This window comes from Ahniella affigens, assembly GCF_003015185.1.
Lineage (GTDB): Bacteria > Pseudomonadota > Gammaproteobacteria > Xanthomonadales > Ahniellaceae > Ahniella > Ahniella affigens.
The window spans coordinates 1,871,858-1,888,455 of sequence record NZ_CP027860.1 but is presented as its reverse complement, the minus strand read 5'-3'; the positions used below and the strand labels follow the sequence as shown (position 1 = coordinate 1,888,455).

At 60.6% G+C, this 16,598-nt stretch carries 14 protein-coding genes; 2 read left to right on the top strand and 12 right to left on the bottom strand.

Going from position 1 to position 16,598, the window contains the following annotated elements:
• Positions 1-9: 9 nt before the first annotated feature.
• The 12 genes from C7S18_RS07365 to C7S18_RS07310 all read right to left on the bottom strand — a co-directional run bounded on the left by C7S18_RS07365 (position 10) and on the right by C7S18_RS07310 (position 14,617).
• Positions 10-984: an alpha/beta hydrolase gene (locus tag C7S18_RS07365; protein ID WP_206207995.1), complete on the bottom strand. Its 975-nt coding sequence runs from the start codon at positions 982-984 to the stop codon at positions 10-12.
• A gap of 14 nt (positions 985-998) precedes the next feature.
• A complete protein-coding gene (lysS, locus tag C7S18_RS07360; RefSeq protein WP_106890944.1) occupies positions 999-2,522 on the bottom strand; it encodes a lysine--tRNA ligase in 1,524 nt (507 codons plus the stop codon).
• A gap of 47 nt (positions 2,523-2,569) precedes the next feature.
• Positions 2,570-3,698, bottom strand: a protein-coding gene (gene prfB / locus C7S18_RS07355; protein ID WP_106890943.1) for a peptide chain release factor 2 whose coding sequence is annotated in 2 segments (ribosomal slippage) — positions 2,570-3,622 and positions 3,624-3,698 — 1,128 coding nt in all. Because the reading frame shifts where the segments join, the coding sequence is not laid out codon by codon here.
• A 160-nt stretch (positions 3,699-3,858) separates the two neighbouring features.
• Positions 3,859-9,627, bottom strand: coding sequence for a C25 family cysteine peptidase (locus C7S18_RS07350; RefSeq protein ID WP_170113160.1), 5,769 nt, complete (start codon positions 9,625-9,627; stop codon positions 3,859-3,861).
• Between the two features lie 366 nt (positions 9,628-9,993).
• Positions 9,994-10,422 (bottom strand): protein YgfX, encoded by a 429-nt coding sequence (locus C7S18_RS07345; protein ID WP_106890941.1) that lies wholly within the window; start codon positions 10,420-10,422, stop codon positions 9,994-9,996.
• On the bottom strand, positions 10,400-10,657 hold the full coding sequence (locus tag C7S18_RS07340; RefSeq protein ID WP_106890940.1) for an FAD assembly factor SdhE: 258 nt from the start codon (positions 10,655-10,657) through the stop codon (positions 10,400-10,402). The genes C7S18_RS07345 and C7S18_RS07340 overlap by 23 nt, the downstream gene beginning before the upstream one ends.
• Before the next feature lie 10 nt (positions 10,658-10,667).
• The gene (locus C7S18_RS07335; protein WP_106890939.1) at positions 10,668-11,450 is read right to left on the bottom strand and encodes a succinate dehydrogenase iron-sulfur subunit; all 783 of its coding nucleotides are present in this window, start codon (positions 11,448-11,450) and stop codon (positions 10,668-10,670) included.
• Between the two features lie 8 nt (positions 11,451-11,458).
• On the bottom strand, positions 11,459-11,827 hold the full coding sequence (locus C7S18_RS07330) for an Mpo1-like protein (RefSeq protein ID WP_106890938.1): 369 nt from the start codon (positions 11,825-11,827) through the stop codon (positions 11,459-11,461).
• Positions 11,827-13,614 carry a succinate dehydrogenase flavoprotein subunit gene (gene sdhA, locus C7S18_RS07325; protein WP_106893956.1) on the bottom strand — a complete coding sequence of 596 codons (1,788 nt, stop codon included), beginning with the start codon at positions 13,612-13,614 and terminating at the stop codon, positions 11,827-11,829. The genes C7S18_RS07330 and sdhA overlap by 1 nt, the downstream gene beginning before the upstream one ends.
• A gap of 9 nt (positions 13,615-13,623) precedes the next feature.
• The gene (sdhD, locus tag C7S18_RS07320) at positions 13,624-14,004 is read right to left on the bottom strand and encodes a succinate dehydrogenase, hydrophobic membrane anchor protein (protein WP_106890937.1); all 381 of its coding nucleotides are present in this window, start codon (positions 14,002-14,004) and stop codon (positions 13,624-13,626) included.
• A complete protein-coding gene (gene sdhC / locus C7S18_RS07315; RefSeq protein WP_106890936.1) occupies positions 14,001-14,402 on the bottom strand; it encodes a succinate dehydrogenase, cytochrome b556 subunit in 402 nt (133 codons plus the stop codon). The genes sdhD and sdhC overlap by 4 nt, the downstream gene beginning before the upstream one ends.
• Before the next feature lie 53 nt (positions 14,403-14,455).
• Positions 14,456-14,617, bottom strand: a complete 162-nt coding sequence (locus C7S18_RS07310) for a DUF1674 domain-containing protein (RefSeq protein WP_240623995.1) — start codon at positions 14,615-14,617, stop codon at positions 14,456-14,458.
• Between the two features lie 197 nt (positions 14,618-14,814).
• Here C7S18_RS07310 and ygfZ point away from each other — a divergent pair, with 197 nt between their 5' ends.
• Together ygfZ and C7S18_RS07300 are read left to right on the top strand one after the other, a co-directional pair.
• Positions 14,815-15,603 carry a CAF17-like 4Fe-4S cluster assembly/insertion protein YgfZ gene (ygfZ, locus tag C7S18_RS07305; protein WP_106890935.1) on the top strand — a complete coding sequence of 263 codons (789 nt, stop codon included), beginning with the start codon at positions 14,815-14,817 and terminating at the stop codon, positions 15,601-15,603.
• A 100-nt stretch (positions 15,604-15,703) separates the two neighbouring features.
• Complete coding sequence (locus C7S18_RS07300) at positions 15,704-16,537, top strand: phosphate/phosphite/phosphonate ABC transporter substrate-binding protein (RefSeq protein ID WP_106890934.1); 834 nt, start codon at positions 15,704-15,706, stop codon at positions 16,535-16,537.
• Positions 16,538-16,598 lie beyond the last annotated feature (61 nt).

Genomic DNA, 16,598 nt, shown 5'->3' with positions numbered 1-16,598 from the left:
GGACCGAAATCAGGACTGCGGTTTGGCAAACAAAAACCGCAGCGGGTCGGCCAATCGGCTCGCCCACGCCTGCTCGCTGTGGTCAGCGCCCGGGTAGACCCGGGTTTGCCAATCGGCGTCGGTGTAGCCCTTGGCTTTCAGAATCTGATCCGCGCGCTGCTGGAGTTCAGGGTAATGCTGATCAAGTGTCTCGGTGCCGTGGTCGAACCAGAACCGATGCGTGCCTGGTTCGGGCAAACCGGCCTCGAACTCCGCCAGCAGCGCGTCATCCAACGTGTTGTCACCGTCCGGAAACCCACCGGGCCAGTGCGTCGACAAGCAAGCCGCCGCGCCAAATACCGTCGGGTAGCGTTCCAACGCATACCAAGAAATCAATCCGCCCATGCTGGAACCCATGATCGCGGTGTCGGACATGAGCGGCGAGACCCTGAAGTCGCGATCAATAACCGGTTTCAATTCTTCGACCAACCATTGCAGGTAGCGGTCCGAGCGCACGTCGCCACGATATAACGGGTCCAGAAGGGTGCGTCGCTGTGCCAGCTGGGCCGCCTTGTCGGCGTCGCTCAGTCGCGCGAACGCCCGCTGCGGCTGGTATTCCGCGTGGCGATCGGCACTGCGGTTGTGGATCCCGACGACGATGAAGGGTTGCACGTCACCTGCCTGTTGCAATGCGCCGGCGATCTCATCAACCATCCATTCCTGATGGTTCCAGGTCTCGGCGGCATCAAACAGCATCTGCCCATCGTGCATGTAGAGCACGTCATACGGCGCGTTGGCAGGGTAGCCCGCAGGCAGCCAGACATCGACCGGGCGCGGGTCGATCGCATGGAACGTCAGGCCGTCGAGTCTCTTGATCGAACCGATGCTCACGTTCGGCACGCCGGGCATCCGTTCGGGTGTTGGCCAGTTCATGTACACGAACCCGCCAACACCCAGTCCGACTAGCACCGCCAGTACCGCCAACACCCGCAGCAGTCGTCGCATGACCCCTACTCCATTCAGGCTTCCGGTCGCATGTATGGGAACAACAACACGTCGCGAATCGAACCAACGCCCGCGAGCAGCATGACTAATCGATCAATGCCGACACCCAGGCCACCCGTTGGCGGCATGCCGTATTCCAGCGCGCGTATGTAGTCGGCGTCGAAGTGCATCGCCTCGTCGTCGCCGCTGTCCTTCTGCGCGACTTGGGCGCGGAAGCGCTCGGCCTGGTCTTCCGGGTCGTTCAACTCGGAGAAGCCATTGGCAAGTTCTTTGCAACCAATGAACAGCTCGAAGCGATCGGTGAGCTGTGGATCCTGATCGTTCGCACGCGCGAGCGGCGAGACTTCGACCGGGTGATCAGTGATGAATGTTGGTTGGATCAGCTTGGATTCGACCGTTTTCTCGAAGATTTCGAGCAGCAGCTTGCCCCAGCCGTAATTCGGCTTGACCTGAATCTTCAGGCGTTGGCAATGTGCGGCCATGCGCTCGCGATCGCGCAAGTCTTCGCGCTTGATGTCAGGATTGTGCTCCAGCACGGCGTCTTCCATCGGCCAGCGGCGGAACGGCTTGGCGAGGTCGATCGCCATCCCATCCCAATTGAACACGGGGTTCTCGGATACCGCCTTGGCCGCGCTTTGGATCATGGCTTCGGTCAGGTCCATGACCTCGTTGTAGGTCGCATAGGCTTGGTACAACTCGAGCATCGTGAATTCCGGATTATGCCGGGTACTGACGCCTTCGTTCCGGAAGTTGCGATTGATCTCGTAGACGCGATCAAAGCCGCCCACGGTAAGGCGCTTCAGGTACAACTCCGGCGCAACGCGCAGATACATCTGCAGGTCGAGCGCGTTGTGATGCGTGACGAACGGCCGCGCGGTGGCACCACCCGGAATCGGATGCATCATCGGCGTTTCGACTTCCATGAAGCGTTCAGCGTCCAGGAAACTGCGCAAATGCGTGACGACCTTCGAGCGCAGCTGGAACACCTGCCGCGACTCTGAGTTGACGATCAGATCGACATAGCGCTGGCGATAGCGTTGTTCGACGTCTTCTAAGCCATGAAACTTGTCCGGCAGCGGACGCAACGACTTGGTCAGCAAGCGCAGGCTTTTGGCTTTGACTGACAATTCGCCAGTCTTCGTGCGCATCACGACGCCCTGGACCCCCAGAATGTCGCCAATGTCCCAAGACTTGAACGCCTCGAACGACGCGCCCAGCTCGGCGGCACTCAAGAACAGCTGAATGCGCCCGGTCATGTCCTGCAATTGCACAAACCCAATCTTGCCTTGCACACGCTTCAGCAGCATGCGACCCGCAACGGACACATCGCGATTCACCGCAAGCAATGCTTCCGCGGTGAACTGTTCCTTGTCGGCGTACTCGGCCTGCAAGTCACCGGCAAACGTGTCCGTCTTGAAGTCGTTCGGAAACGCGATGCCCAGCTCCCGGATCGCGCCCAATTTGGCACGACGTTCGGCGATCAGATGGTTCTCATCTTGGATGACTTCGGTCGGCGCGGGGGAATTGGACTCGCTCATGGGCTGGCTCTTTACGTAGTCAATAGCTTCGGGACAAACACGGCAAATCAGTTCGCATCAGCGCGTTTCGCGCCCGCTTCCAACCCGGCCTTCAAACTGGCTTCGATGAATTCATCGATATCGCCGTCCAACACTTTCTGGGTGTCGGTGCGCTCCACGCCAGTGCGCAGATCTTTGATGCGACTCTGATCGAGCACATACGAACGGATCTGACTGCCCCAGCCGATATCGGACTTCGACGCCTCGATCGCATTCTTCTCGGCGTTGCGCTTCTGGATCTCGATTTCGTACAGCTTTGCTTTCAGCATCTTCATCGCGCGATCGCGGTTCGCATGCTGCGACCGCTCGGTTTGGCACGCCACCACGACACCGCTCGGCACATGCGTGATACGCACGGCGGATTCGGTCTTATTGACGTGCTGACCACCGGCACCGGACGAGCGATACACATCGGTCTTCAGGTCGGCCGGGTTGATTTCGATGTCGATATCGTCATCGACTTCGGGCGACACGAACACCGACGAGAACGACGTATGTCGGCGATTATCGGAATCGAACGGCGACTTGCGCACCAGACGATGCACGCCGGTTTCGGTCTTCAACCAGCCGAACGCGTAGTCGCCTTCGATCCGGATTGTCGCACCCTTGATGCCCGCGACTTCGCCATCGGAGGCTTCGACGACTTCCGACTTCCAGCCCCGCGCTTCGGCAAACCGCAGATACATGCGGGTCAGCATTTCCGTCCAATCCTGAGCCTCGGTACCACCAGCACCCGCCTGCAATTCGACGAAGCAGCTGTGCGAATCCATCTTGCCCGAGAACATACGCTGGAACTCAAGCTTTTCGATGCGTGCCGCAAAGCCTTCGACATCGGCCTGAACGGCACCAATCGTGCCTTCATCGCCTTCGGCCACGGCCATGTCGAGCAGCTCTTTCGCTTCGACGAGGCCGGCGCCAACGCCCTGCAGCTCGTTGACGATTTTCTCGAGCATGGCGCGTTCACGCCCCAAGTCCTGGGCCCGCTGGGGATTGTCCCAGACTGTCGGGAGCTCCAACTCTCGACTTACTTCCTCCAGCCGCTCGCGCTTGCTGTCGAAGTCAAAGATACCCCCTGAGCGACGCCGTGCGCTCGGTCAGGTCCGCAATGCGGCTGACGATTGGATTGATTTCAATCATGGTTCGGGCCAATTCCGAAAAGTAAAGACCGGAAGTGTAACCAAGCGGGCTGGAATCGCCAAATAAAACAAGCGCTTCCGGGGAAGCGTCAGCCGATCGCCAGCCAAGACTCGGGCAAGACCGATTAAGCCGACGTTGCCGCGACCAACCGCAGCCGGGATCAATACGGCATGGCCGGATCCCCAAGAAGCGTCGACACGACCAGCACATCCACGGCATTGATGCCGTCCGCCTGGAGGTCCTGCTTGGCTGATTTCAGCACATCGCCGATTCGTGCCCCGGGTTGCAATCGCTCGCTGATCCGGAGCCCGAGCTCGTGGCCGCTACCAATTTCAATGAGCGCCGTCGCGCCAATCACCGCCGCTGCGCCCGCGGTATTGTTCAGCCACGCGTGAGCCATACCGTTTGCCTGTGGCGACACAAAAAACGTGTTCCAACACCCAAGTTGATTGACCACGATCGGCTGATTGATGTTAGTCAGGGCGCCGCTATTGAGATCGCTGGCGGTCAACATCGGCGAATAGCTCCAGCGATCGGGCGAGCTGTGACCAAAGTACTCGACATAACGTGCGCCAGCATTGATCGTATCCACCAGCAAGGCCTTAGCAGCAGGCATGCCACTCACGTCAGGGTAGATGCTCAGCTTGGAGCCGGGGCCGACATAGGCAAGCTGATGCGCGTCCACCAGGGTGTCAAAGTCCACACCATCGGCGCTCAGGTCAGCGCCAAAGACGAGCGTGCTGGCATGGTTCGATTGGTACGCCAAGATTTTGTTGATCTGCGTGTTGAGTTCAGCCACTGTTCGAACCGGCAAGCGACCGATCGCAAGTTCCGGCACCAAGTCCCCATCGATGTCGGCGAACGCATTGTCACTGGCCGCGAATCGGACAAACGCATCGCCGGCCCGATAGATCGTGGGCATGTGCGAGATCGCACCCAAATGCAAGTCATCGAAATAATCGTAAGTATCGCCCCCAACCAAGAGCACATAGCGCGTGCCCAGGTTCGCATACGCAAACGCCACGTAGTCATCGATCGCCTGCGGATCGACACGGCCGCCTGCGTATTGCTGATACACCGCGTCCACATCGACCAGCTTGGTGCTGAGTCCGTCCGATTGTCGGGCGGCAAGCAGGCCACTCAATGCCGACCGAAACTGTGGGTGCGCGATCACCAGATATTCGGCTGGCCCCGCGCTCAACATCGTGGTATCCGCTATGGCCGCAACCTCTGGATGCTTCAATCCGCTGGCGTCAGCCACTTCAAAACGGTGCCCCGCCGAAACCGGCGCGGTAAACCTGAGCGCGCCCGACTGCTCGACCGCCGCGATCTCGAACCAGTCCTCGCCAGCACCTTGATAAATTCTGGCAGTGGCTGGCTGCAGGCCGGTGATTGTCAGGGTCTGACAGGCCTCCGGGACGCACAAGGGCACCGGATCCTCAAATGCATCGCTCATCAGATAGCCTTGCGGCAGCGCGACGGGCTGCCCGGCGCCGGTCTCCGACACGAATGACAGCTGACCATCGGTTGCTTGCAACGTGCGGTAATAGTCAACCTGGATATCCTCCAGATAGACCATGTCGTAGACCTGCCCCACATCCCCAGGCACGCGCACGCTCAACGTATTGTTGGCCTGCAGACTACCTGCCGGCAGGCTGAAGCGCATGGTCTGCGCCTGCAGGCCATCAAACTGCGTTTCGCCCAACAACTGTCCGTTCAACAGGACCTCGACGTGATGATCGAGGCCCCCCAGCGGGAAGTCGTTGCCACCGTACAGACTCACTTCGATCGACGCCGGCGCCGCGACGTCCACGGACGCGAGCGAAAACTGGTGCTGCGTCGTGGCTGGTGATCCGTTCATCGCCAGCGTTCTGGACCATGCCCACGGGTCGTTCAGCGGCGCACTGTAGACATACAGCTGGTTGTCCTCCACCGTCACCTGCTGGCGAACCTGAGCCGGACCATCGGTCGGGGTATCGTTCGTTCGAGCCGGCCGAACGCGCAATGCATGGTCCGGGTCGACGCTCAACCGATACGGAAGCCGGCGACTGTACAGACTCTCGTAGGCCGCACCAGTCTGACTCGGACGGTGCAGACTGTGCCCAACGAACTCAATCTCATCGCCAGCATTGAAGATCGTGTCTGCAGATCTCACGTTCACGGCCACCTGGCGCCCTTCCAGACTCAGTGCCAGATCGGCCAATGGCACGTCGGCAAAGCCAGTTGCGCCAGCTGTCATCAATGCTTCGTAACTCACATTCTGAATCCCATCGTCTGCCACGAGCAGGTTGACGGCTGGCCGCGCCACACCCGTGCCGGCACTGACACTGGCCGGGCTGCGACCGATCTGGTTCTGTTCCTGGCGAACGGCAGGCCAGTCGATGGGCACGGCCTCACCATTGGATGCCGCTCGGCCATAGTGCTGACCAACCTGAAACGGCCCCAACGTATCAGCCGAACCATCGATGTTCAGGATGCGCAGATAGAACTGATTGCCGCTGTAGGGCGCCCGCAACTGCAGGGTATCCGGCATCGTGCGATCGGCTCCTGCCGCTGCGCGCTCAAATACCTCTTGTTCTCGCCGTGTACTGCTGAGTTCGAATGCTGCTACCGACACCTGCACATCGGTCGTCACGCGCACCGTGAGCACGCCCTGTTGGTCGCGTTCGGAAGTGAGCGCACTCAAGGTTACGGGCACGGTGGCGTCGGTATTTGCAGTCGGAACCAAACACCAACTGTTCAGCGTGCCCGCCGTGCCCGCGGCCTGATCATTGATGGTGAGTTGATAGGTCGCCGTTCCGGCAACCAAGACGGATGACAGAGCGCCCTCGGCACGGAACTGCCCCGCCAATGTTGGCGTGTTGGCGTCGATACAACGCGTTTCGGCAGTAAAGTCCGCGTCATCATCGAACGTCGCCGCAATATTGTCGCCGCTGCCGGTGCAGAAGCTCGTGCTCGGCACACCGGGACGGGAGAACAAGGTCACCGACACCGGTGCGCCCGCACCACTGGTGCGCGTCAATGTGGCGCTGAGATCGCCCACATTCGCGTGCGTCACCGTCATCTGCAGATCGAGGTCGATCCAACCGGTCTGCGTCGCGCTGATGTTACTCAGAGTGATGCTGGAGGTCGCGCCCCCCACGTTGTTGTCCGGAATCGCGGCCGCCGGACTGGCACAGAAACCACCAGCGGCGCGCAAACTCGTCTTGAACAAACTCCGACCATGCGTAAAGGCAAACAGTTGGCCCGTGGCAGGCGCCTTTGCCGCAGCGAGCCCAGTGCCAATCGTCCGCGCATGCATCTGCAACCATTCCACTGGCGTGTTCGCGAAGCCTGCGTTTTCGCGCATCCAGTTCAGACCCGCATCGATACTGACAAACACGCCGAGGTCAGTGCCAACATACAGTCGCTGCCCGACGCCATACGCCGCATCCGTGACCAGCGAGTGTGCCGGGACATCGGGCAGTCGCGCGGTGGTGCCGGCCTGATTGTCGATCGCAGTCCAGGTTTGGCCGCCGTCGGTGGATTTCAGGACATGGCTGAAACCAAAATCCGAAACGGTCGCGAACACCACGCGGCTGTTCTGCGCCGTGGACGTTGCCTGAGTCGCGTCGAACGCAATCGAGGAGATCGTTGCGCAATTGGTGCCGAGCGGCGTCGTGCACACCGGCGTCGTCGCATTGGTTGACGAGGTGGCGTTGGTGATCCGGCAGAGCCGCCCCAGATCGGAGCCCATCACCATCAGATTGCTGTCCCCCGGCGCCACTGCGTAGGCCGAGTAATTGTCGTTGAAGGCACTCGCACCACAGGTCCGCGTGGCCAGCGCGCTCGACGCCTGCGTCCAAGTCCCGGCGGAATTCGCGGAACGCCAAATGCTTCGACCGGAGGTGAACAGGCGCGTATTCAGGTTTGGATCGAGCAGGAACGGATTGATGAACAGGCCACCCACATCGGTGATGCCGCTGATCGCGCTTGCCCAATTGACGCCCCCGTCAGTGGACTTGTCGATGCTGATGCCAGTCGTTTCGGAATACAGAATGTTCGTGTTGGTCGGGTCCACCGCCACATAGCCGCCGTCACCGCCGTTGACCTCGTTCCACTGATTCGCGCTCATCGTCGATTCCGCGCGCAGGTTCGTGCCGTTGTCCTGAGCGCCACCGAAATAGGTCTGGCCGTTCGGGAACACGGTGCCATGATAGAACTGGGTTACCTGATAGCCGTTATTGAGATTGCCCCACGCAATGGCAGGCCGATTGGCCTGGCCGCAGATGGAATTCGTCGCCTGGCTATTGGTGGACGACGTTCCAACCGCAACTGTCGCATCCAGCGTTCGGTGTACGCCGCCGTCGTTGGTCACGAACAGCGTCTTGACCGTGCTGCCGTCGTAATTGGGCGGAAACCAGATGCCGTGTTGATCCGCATGGGCGTAGTTGGTGACTGGCACTCCGGGCATGTATTGCTGGCCCCAGTACGACGCAATTCCCCAGTTGACACCAGCGTCATCGGACCGCCACAGATCGATCCCGCCAACCCAGACCCGACTGGCATTGGCCGGATCGACCGCGATCACGTTGTCGTACCAGCCCTGACCACCATAGCTGCTGGTCGCGCCAACACCACAGATGGACGTGCAGAGGCCACAGCGGCCGATCAGCGGGTTCGTCAGCAATAGTTCGCGATTGGCGGTCGTCGCTTCGGTAAAGCCGTTCGTGTATTGCGCGGCCCAGGTCGCGCCACCATCGGTCGAGCGGTAGATCGCACGCAGCCCGTCATCAAAATGATTGTCGTTGGCGGTGCCGCCCAAATCACCACAAGCCGTCGTGCCCGATGTTGCCTGGGCACTGCACGCGATCAGCGCATACATCGTGGCGGAATTGCTGGGCGCTACAGCGAGACTCGTGCGTCCCATCCGATTCAGGACGGTTGTTCCGGCGGGGCCCAGTCGCTTGCTCCAAGTCGGCGTGACGGCATTCGCGTTCGTGCTTTGCCAAATGCCAGTCGCCGTGCCAGTCGGCGCGAAATTGCCACAGCTGACCACAACCGTGTCGTTCGGCGTGATGTCCGGCCGCACGATGATGTCGTGGCAACCGTTGGCGGCGGTTCCCGCAGTCGGATCGATGTAGCGTGTCCAGGTCGCGCCGCTGTCGGTGGTACGCCATAACCCGGTGAGCGTCGTCACATAAAACGTCGCTGCCGCATTCGGGCTTTGCGCCATGTCGATCACATAGCGGAAATTGGTATTGCTGGCCGACGGCGCGGTTGTCTGGATTTGCGTCCACGTTGTTCCGCCGTCGTTGGACTCGAAGATGCCAGCACCACGAACACCATCGACATTGAAGAAGCCTTCGCCCGTACCAACCCAAAGGTGGTTCGCATTGGTCCGGTCAATCAACATGGCCGTCACCGCGATGTTCGGATTGAAATCGCCCAACGGACTCCATGTGCTGCCACCATCGGTAGTGCGCCAGATGCCGCCCGCGACGCCGCCGACGAACATCGTATTGTTCGAGGCAAAGTTCGGGTGGAACACCAGCGTACGGGTCCGTCCGCCGACATTGCCGGGGCCGAGTGCCGTCCAGCTGTCGAGTGCGCTGTTTGGCTCTGTTCCCGACTGATCAAGATTCGGCACACCCGCCACGACTTCGTTGCGGGCACTGGAAAACCACGGCATTTGCTCGGCAAGCCGACGCGCTTCGGCGATGGCGCGATCAGTGTCGAATGATTGATCTTTGCTCCGCTGCCAGTTGAAAAACTGCTGCGCTCGCATCGGCTCGTCGTAGCGATGCAAACGCTTTTTGAACTTGGCGTTGGGCAGCGCGGTTCTGGTGCCCAATTCAGGATCGCGGGACACCGCAGTCTCAACGGCAGACCAGACCGGCGTCGCAGCCATTGCCAGCACGCAGACCAAGCAGCTTACGAACCTACGCATGACACCACTCCTGATCGCCATCAGACCGGTTTGCAATCAGGCGACGCGTCCGTTTGTCCGCGCTGATTCAGAGCCGCTATGCCGAGGCGCTGCGGTCGGTTGGGGCGCTATGAAAACACAAGCCCTACTGATCTGGGTCGGTTGCATCGATGTCCCTGTTGACGTGCCGACGTTGACGCCTTTCCACTCCAAAGTGTGGCGAAGTTGACAGCCTGTTATGCGAACTGCATCACAGTTCGACGGGATGTCCGAAACCGCCATATCGCCCGCAGGCCGCAGCGCGCAACCGCCTGAACGTCGCCCGCAGTTTTGAGCAGTCTCTGAAAAAAATCTGAGGCAATGCGGGTCTGAAAGTCCAGGATGGACTTATTCAGCCGCTCCCGGACGATATGTTCGAAGACGAGCCCGCAAACGCCGCCAGCTATGCGTGTCCACTTGGTCGCGCCAGAACAGCAACTGCCGCGCTTCACTTGGGCGCGTGGCTTCTTGAAGTTGACAGTGACAGAGCCCCGGAAACCAGGAGACCGACCGGAGCTGCCAGAGTGCGTCCGACCCGGGCAACTGCCAGAACCCGTCGGGCCGAATCAGATAGCGCCCGGCTTCGGTGCGGCCAAAGCGGCGAAATCGCCACCATTCCAGGCCGAGCACGATGATCAATACGGACAATAGCTGCCAGAGCCGCAGATCGGTCCAGATTAAGAGTGCGGCGAGCCCAAGGGTGACTGCGCCAACGCTGAACAGCGGCTGCAGGCGCGATGGCCGCAGCGTCCAGTCAAGCGGGCTGGCGGAGATCATGAATCAACGCCACGTACTCCGGTACGGTGCACGTTTCGTAGCCCAGTAGCCAACGCTGCAAATCGCGATCTTCCTCAGCGAGCAGTTGCTCGAACAAATCCAGCGCCCGGCTATCGCCTGCCGCCAGCAGCCGGTCCAAATGCCGACCCAACAGCCGCTCAAGCTCCGTGGTGCCGCGCCGGCAATGCCAGCGCATTCGTTTGGCCCGGATTTGCTCGGGGCTTAGTTCGCTCATGATTGCCAATTCAGAGCGAGCGCCGTTGAACCATCAGCTTCTTGATTTCAGCAATCGCCTTCGCCGGGTTCAGACCCTTCGGACAGGTCTTCGCGCAATTCATGATGGTGTGGCAGCGATACAGACGGAACGGATCTTCGAGGTTGTCGAGACGGTCGCCGGTGTCCTCATCACGCGAATCGATGATCCATCGGTAGGCCTGCAACAGAATGGCCGGACCAAGGTAGCGATCGCCGTTCCACCAGTAACTCGGGCAGGACGTCGAGCAGCAGGCACACAGAATGCACTCGTACAGTCCGTCGAGCTTCGCGCGGTCTTCCTTCGACTGCAGGCGCTCGCCATCCGGACGCGGCACGCTCTGCGTCCGCATCCACGGCCGAATCGACGCATACTGGGCATAAAAGTGCGTCAGATCCGGAACGAGGTCCTTAACCACCGGCATGTGCGGCAACGGGTAAATGCGCACTTCGCCTTGAATCTCGTCGATCGCCTTCGTGCACGCGAGCGTGTTGGTGCCATCGATATTCATCGCACACGAGCCGCAGATTCCTTCGCGACAAGAGCGGCGGAAAGTCAGCGTCGGGTCGATCTCGTTTTTGATCTTGATCAGCGCATCGAGCACCATCGGGCCACAACTCGACAAGTCGACCTCGTACGTGTCCGTGCGCGGATTGGCCGTGTCATCCGGATTCCAGCGGTACACCTTGAATTGCCGCGGCGCTTTGGCGCCTGGCGACGCAAAATGCTTGCCCTTGCCGACCAAGGAATTCTTCGGAAGCGTAAACTCAGCCATGGTTCACCTCAGGAATCAAACTGCCCCGCCAGGTGACGGCTCCAGCCACCCGACAGCACGAATCTTGGAAAGGTCACGAACTGCTCAACGAACACCCGCGCCAGAAAATCGAACGGCCCCTTGAACGGTACTGGCGGCTCGCGCTCTTGCTTGTGACCAATGCCCTGCAGCAGAAACGCCACCGCCATGATCACGAGGCACAGCAACGCCGGCACAAACGCCGACGCGATCAGCAATCGGATGGCTGCAAACGTCGCGGCGATGAACAGCGGCACGGCGAACATGTGCACGACCAGATTCACCCGACTGCGGTGATTGCGGGCATAGGTGCGCCATTGCCAAGCAATCAAGCCACCGCTGCGATCCGAAGCGTCCATCAGTACTTACGCTCCGTTGGCGGCACCACATCGACGTCGCCATTGGTGTACATGTGGACCGGGCGATAGTCGAAGCTGGTTTTGCCCGCCGTGTCGACTGACACCAGCGTATGCTTCATCCAATTGTTGTCGTCGCGATCCTTGAAGTCTTCGCGGGCATGCGCACCGCGGCTTTCGGTGCGATGCTCGGCCGAATAGATGGTTGCCACGGCCTGACCCAACAGATTCTGCAACTCCAGGGTTTCGATCAGATCGGAGTTCCAGATCAACGAGCGGTCCGTGACCTTGACGTCGCCAAACGAGTCGTAGATCTCGGTCATCTTTTTGCACCCGTCGAGCAACGTCTCGCCGGTGCGGAACACCGCCGCATCGCGCTGCATCGTACGCTGCATGTTCAGACGGATGTCGGCCGTAGGCGTACCGCCCTTGGCATAGCGCAAGCGGTCGAGATTGCTCAACGCGGCGTCGCAAGCGTCCTTCGGCAACGGCTTGTGGGGCGCGTTCGGCTTCAGGATTTCGGCGCAGCGATTCGCAGCAGCGCGACCAAATACCACGAGATCGAGCAATGAGTTCGACCCCAAACGGTTGGCGCCGTGAACGGACACGCATGCCGCTTCGCCAATGGCAAACAAGCCCGGAATCACGTGATCGGGGTTGTCGCCCCGCTTGGTCACGACTTCGCCGTGATAATTGGTCGGAATACCACCCATGTTGTAGTGCACGGTTGGCAGCACCGGAATCGGTTCGCGAGTCACGTCGACCCCAGCGAAAATGCGGGCCGATTCAGCAATGCCCGGCAGCTTTTCGTGAATCGTGCCGGCGCCCAGATGTTCCAGATGCAGGAAGATGTGGTCGGCGTCTTTGCCAACGCCACGGCCTTCGCGAATCTCGATGGTCATGCAACGACTGACCATGTCCCGCGGCGCCAGATCTTTGACGCTTGGCGCATAGCGTTCCATGAAACGCTCGCCCTTGCTGTTCTTGAGCTGCCCGCCTTCGCCACGCACGCCTTCGGTAATCAGGCAGCCCGCGCCGTAAATGCCGGTCGGGTGGAACTGCACAAACTCCATGTCCTGCAGCGGCAGGCCCGCACGCAGCACCATGCCACCGCCGTCGCCCGTGCACGTATGCGCACTGGTGCAGGAGAAGTAGGCACGACCATAGCCACCGGTGGCGAGCACGACCGACTGCGCGCGGAACAGATGCAACGTACCTTCGGCCATGTCGAGCGCGAGCACGCCACGGCAGACGCCTTCATTGTCGAAGATCAGATCCAGCGCAAAATATTCGATGTAGAAGCGGGCGTCATAGCGCAGCGATTGCTGATACAGCGTGTGCAGAATGGCGTGACCGGTGCGGTCCGCCGCAGCGCACGTGCGCTGGGCGGGCGGGCCCTTGCCGAATTCGGTGGTCATGCCGCCAAATGGGCGCTGATAGATCTTGCCATCGTCCGTGCGCGAGAACGGCACACCGAAGTGTTCCAACTCAATCACGGCTGGAATCGCTTCCCGGCACATGTACTCGATCGCATCCTGATCGCCCAACCAGTCCGAGCCCTTCACGGTGTCGAAGAAGTGCCAGCGCCAGTCGTCCGGGCCCATGTTGGCCAGCGCGGCCGACATGCCGCCTTGTGCGGCGACGGTGTGCGAGCGGGTCGGGAACACTTTGGTGATGCACGCGGTGGACAGGCCTTTGGCGGCCATACCCATGGTTGCGCGGAGACCGGCGCCACCCGCGCCAACCACGACGACGTCGTATTTGTGTTCGATGATCTTGTAGGCGTCAATCGCCATGGTTCAGGCTCCCAGAACGATGCGGATCAGCGCGAACGCCGTGGCCAGCGCGGCCAGGAACGCAATCAGCTTGATCGCAACTTGCAGGCTGACTTCGAGCCAGCGCGTATGAATGTAGTCCTCGATCACCACTTGCACCCCAAGCAGGGCGTGATAGATCAGCGTCAGCACAAACGCCAGCAGCAGGAAGGCGTGCATTGGCTGGGCCAAATACACCCGGGCATCTGCATATTCCTGGCCCAGAACCGGCCAGAAGCAGACGAGGAACCAAATCGACAAGGGCACGAGCAGCACGGCCGAAATGCGCTGGGCGAGCCAATGGCCCGTACCATCCTTGGCTGAGCCAAGGCCGCGCACGCGCGCCAGAGGGGTTCTGAGACTCATGCCGCACCTCCACTCAATGCGCGGAAGGCCAACAATGCCGTCGACACCAGGGCCAGCAGCACCACGATCCAGCCGCTCTTGTACGCGTTTGGAATATCAAGGCCGATGCCTGCGTCCCACAACAGATGCCGGATGCCGTTCAGCAAGTGATAGCTCAGACTGAAACTGAACACGTAGAACCCGACACAGACAAACCAATGCAGCACCGAGCCACCGAGTGTGCCCTGCAGATGGGCATAGTGGTCCGGGCCATCGGCCAGTACCAGCACCCAGCCAACCAGCAGCACGCCACCCAAGGCCAGCAGCAAACCAGTAATGCGATGCAGAATCGACAGCGTGGACGTCAGCTGTTTCTTGTAAATCTGCAGATGCGGCGATATGGGGCGTTGTCCTGCCATGTTGAGCACCTCTCGTGGTCCAGCGTCAGGCACGTGATGGTGCCGACGTCGCGTCAAAAATCGATGCAGCGTCCGTTCTTTTCCCAATCACCAAAGCGCGTGGGCTCAGGCCCATCGCGACCACCGATCTCTTTGGGCAGCACAGGTGCTGCCGGCCGCGAGTCTTGCGAGGTCTCGGGCACGAGTTCGGTGGTTTTGGCGGTGGAATCGTTCAAGATCGGCGCAGTCTGCTTACAAAGCGTTCCAAGGGTAGCCAGCGCGCCCAGAACGAACAAGTCGTTTACAAGCGCGGCAATTCGCGCTAGCCCACGCGGGCCGGCGCCTTTAGATCAGCGCCCTGGGTCGGTAGAACCTTGAAAAATTGCGACAGCGCCCCCAGGGTGAACGCTCCTGCCAACTGGAGTCGACGTTCATGTCCCCTGCCCTTGCCGCGTTCGAGCTGCTGGAGGTCGCCGGACCGGATGCCGAGCGCTTCCTGCAATCGCAATTGGCGAGCGACCTGCGACCAGTGTCACAAGGCTCGGGCCAGTTCAGCGCCTGGTTGAACCCTCAAGGGCGGGTCGTGGCGTTTTTTCCGCTGTTTCGACTGGCACCGGATGCGTTCGTTCTGGCGATCGCGTTTGGCCGGAGTACCGAGTTGGCAGAGCGCCTGCGCCGCTTTGTGTTTCGAAGCAAAGTCACGATCCGCGTGCGCCCGGACCTCATCGTGCGCGACGGTGCCAGCGTTCCGGAGTCGGTGCTGGCCGGTTTGAACGTGCCAGGGTCCGACACACGCCATTTCTGGCTCCAAGCATCGTCACCGGATTCGCCGTCACAGGCCCAGCCCGGCGTGGCTGACATTGCAGCCGGCCTGCCATTTCTGGATGCCACACGGTCGGAACTGTTCATTGGCCACGCGCTGGGACTGAAGCGACTGGGTGCCATCAGTGTTGGCAAGGGCTGCTATCCCGGTCAGGAAATCGTCGCCCGAACGCATTTTCTGGGCCGCAACAAGCGTGCGCTGTGCCGGCTCAGCGGGCTCGACCCGAATCAGACCGACCATCGGATTCTGAGCGCCGACAGCGGCCAGCCATTGGGAGAATTGGCCTTGGCCATCGGCGGCGATGGTTTGGCCGTGCTGCACGAGCCGCAGCCCGGTATGGCCATCACCGACGCCGCCGGCCGCCACTTGGTTCTGGAGCAAGTGTTCGCCGATTCCTGAACATTCGTCACACCATGGTTGAACTAGCCTATTCAAAGCATTGGCAGGTCAATAAGAACGTGCTAAACCACCACTCAGATGATCGACCCTGGAGGCGTCAATGAAGCGGATGTTTCGTAGTCTGGCAGCCTCGCTTGCCCTGGTTGCGGGCGCAAGCGGCGCGACGGCGGCAGAATTCAAGATCATAATCGAGCCGCATTACGGGCCCGAGCGCGCTGCCGAAGTGTTTGCGCCGCTGGAGGCGCACCTCAACAAGGCGCTCAAGCCGATGAAACATTCGGTCACGCTGGTCTATCCCCGAAACTTCCACTTCTTCTGGCGCGACGTTCGTCAAAACGCGCCCGCCGATTTCATGTTTGCCGAAGCGCATCTCACCGATTATCGCGCCAAGCGCTTTGGCTATGAACCGTTCGTCAAAACCGCGGAGAAAACCAGTTATGCCGTACTGGCGATGGACGAAACAGCCGCCAAGGGCCTACGCGGCCTGATCGGTGCCCGCGTTGTCACAATGCCGAGCCCGAGCATGGGGTTTGCGCTACTGGCCGAAATCTGGCCCGACGCCATTCGCCAACCGAATGTCATGTCCACAGCCCAAAGCTGGCGCGACGGTGTCGAAATCGTGTTTGCTGGCGAGGCCGAAGCCGCCATCGTGCCGTCGATCATCAAGGACGAATATCCCAACCTGATCGTCATGACGACCACGCGCGAATTCACGGGACCTGCCTTTTCGGCCGCCGCGGGCGTCGACCCGGCCGTCAAGACTGCCATCAAGGACGCGCTGCTCAATATGCACGAAGACAACGACGGCTACGCCGCGTTGAATGAGCTTCGCATCAGCCAATTCGTCGAAGCCAATGCGAGCGAATACGATGGCGACGACAAACTGCTCGAGAGCTTTTTCGGTTACAAACCAGTAGAAGGTGGCGGCCAGTAACATCGGCAAGCACGCCAGTTTCCGCTTCTGACACAACGCGCCACATCGGCGCGTTGTGCGT

Bases quoted from the DNA above. Each gene is read 5' to 3' on its own strand.
- C7S18_RS07365 (WP_206207995.1), bottom strand. From the start codon at position 984: ATGCGACGACTGCTGCGGGTGTTGGCGGTACTGGCGGTGCTAGTCGGA.
- lysS (WP_106890944.1), bottom strand. From the start codon at position 2,522: ATGAGCGAGTCCAATTCCCCCGCGCCGACCGAAGTCATCCAAGATGAG.
- C7S18_RS07350 (WP_170113160.1), bottom strand. From the start codon at position 9,627: ATGCGTAGGTTCGTAAGCTGCTTGGTCTGCGTGCTGGCAATGGCTGCG.
- C7S18_RS07345 (WP_106890941.1), bottom strand. From the start codon at position 10,422: ATGATCTCCGCCAGCCCGCTTGACTGGACGCTGCGGCCATCGCGCCTG.
- C7S18_RS07340 (WP_106890940.1), bottom strand. From the start codon at position 10,657: ATGAGCGAACTAAGCCCCGAGCAAATCCGGGCCAAACGAATGCGCTGG.
- C7S18_RS07335 (WP_106890939.1), bottom strand. From the start codon at position 11,450: ATGGCTGAGTTTACGCTTCCGAAGAATTCCTTGGTCGGCAAGGGCAAG.
- C7S18_RS07330 (WP_106890938.1), bottom strand. From the start codon at position 11,827: ATGGACGCTTCGGATCGCAGCGGTGGCTTGATTGCTTGGCAATGGCGC.
- sdhD (WP_106890937.1), bottom strand. From the start codon at position 14,004: ATGAGTCTCAGAACCCCTCTGGCGCGCGTGCGCGGCCTTGGCTCAGCC.
- sdhC (WP_106890936.1), bottom strand. From the start codon at position 14,402: ATGGCAGGACAACGCCCCATATCGCCGCATCTGCAGATTTACAAGAAA.
- ygfZ (WP_106890935.1), top strand. From the start codon at position 14,815: ATGTCCCCTGCCCTTGCCGCGTTCGAGCTGCTGGAGGTCGCCGGACCG.
- C7S18_RS07300 (WP_106890934.1), top strand. From the start codon at position 15,704: ATGAAGCGGATGTTTCGTAGTCTGGCAGCCTCGCTTGCCCTGGTTGCG.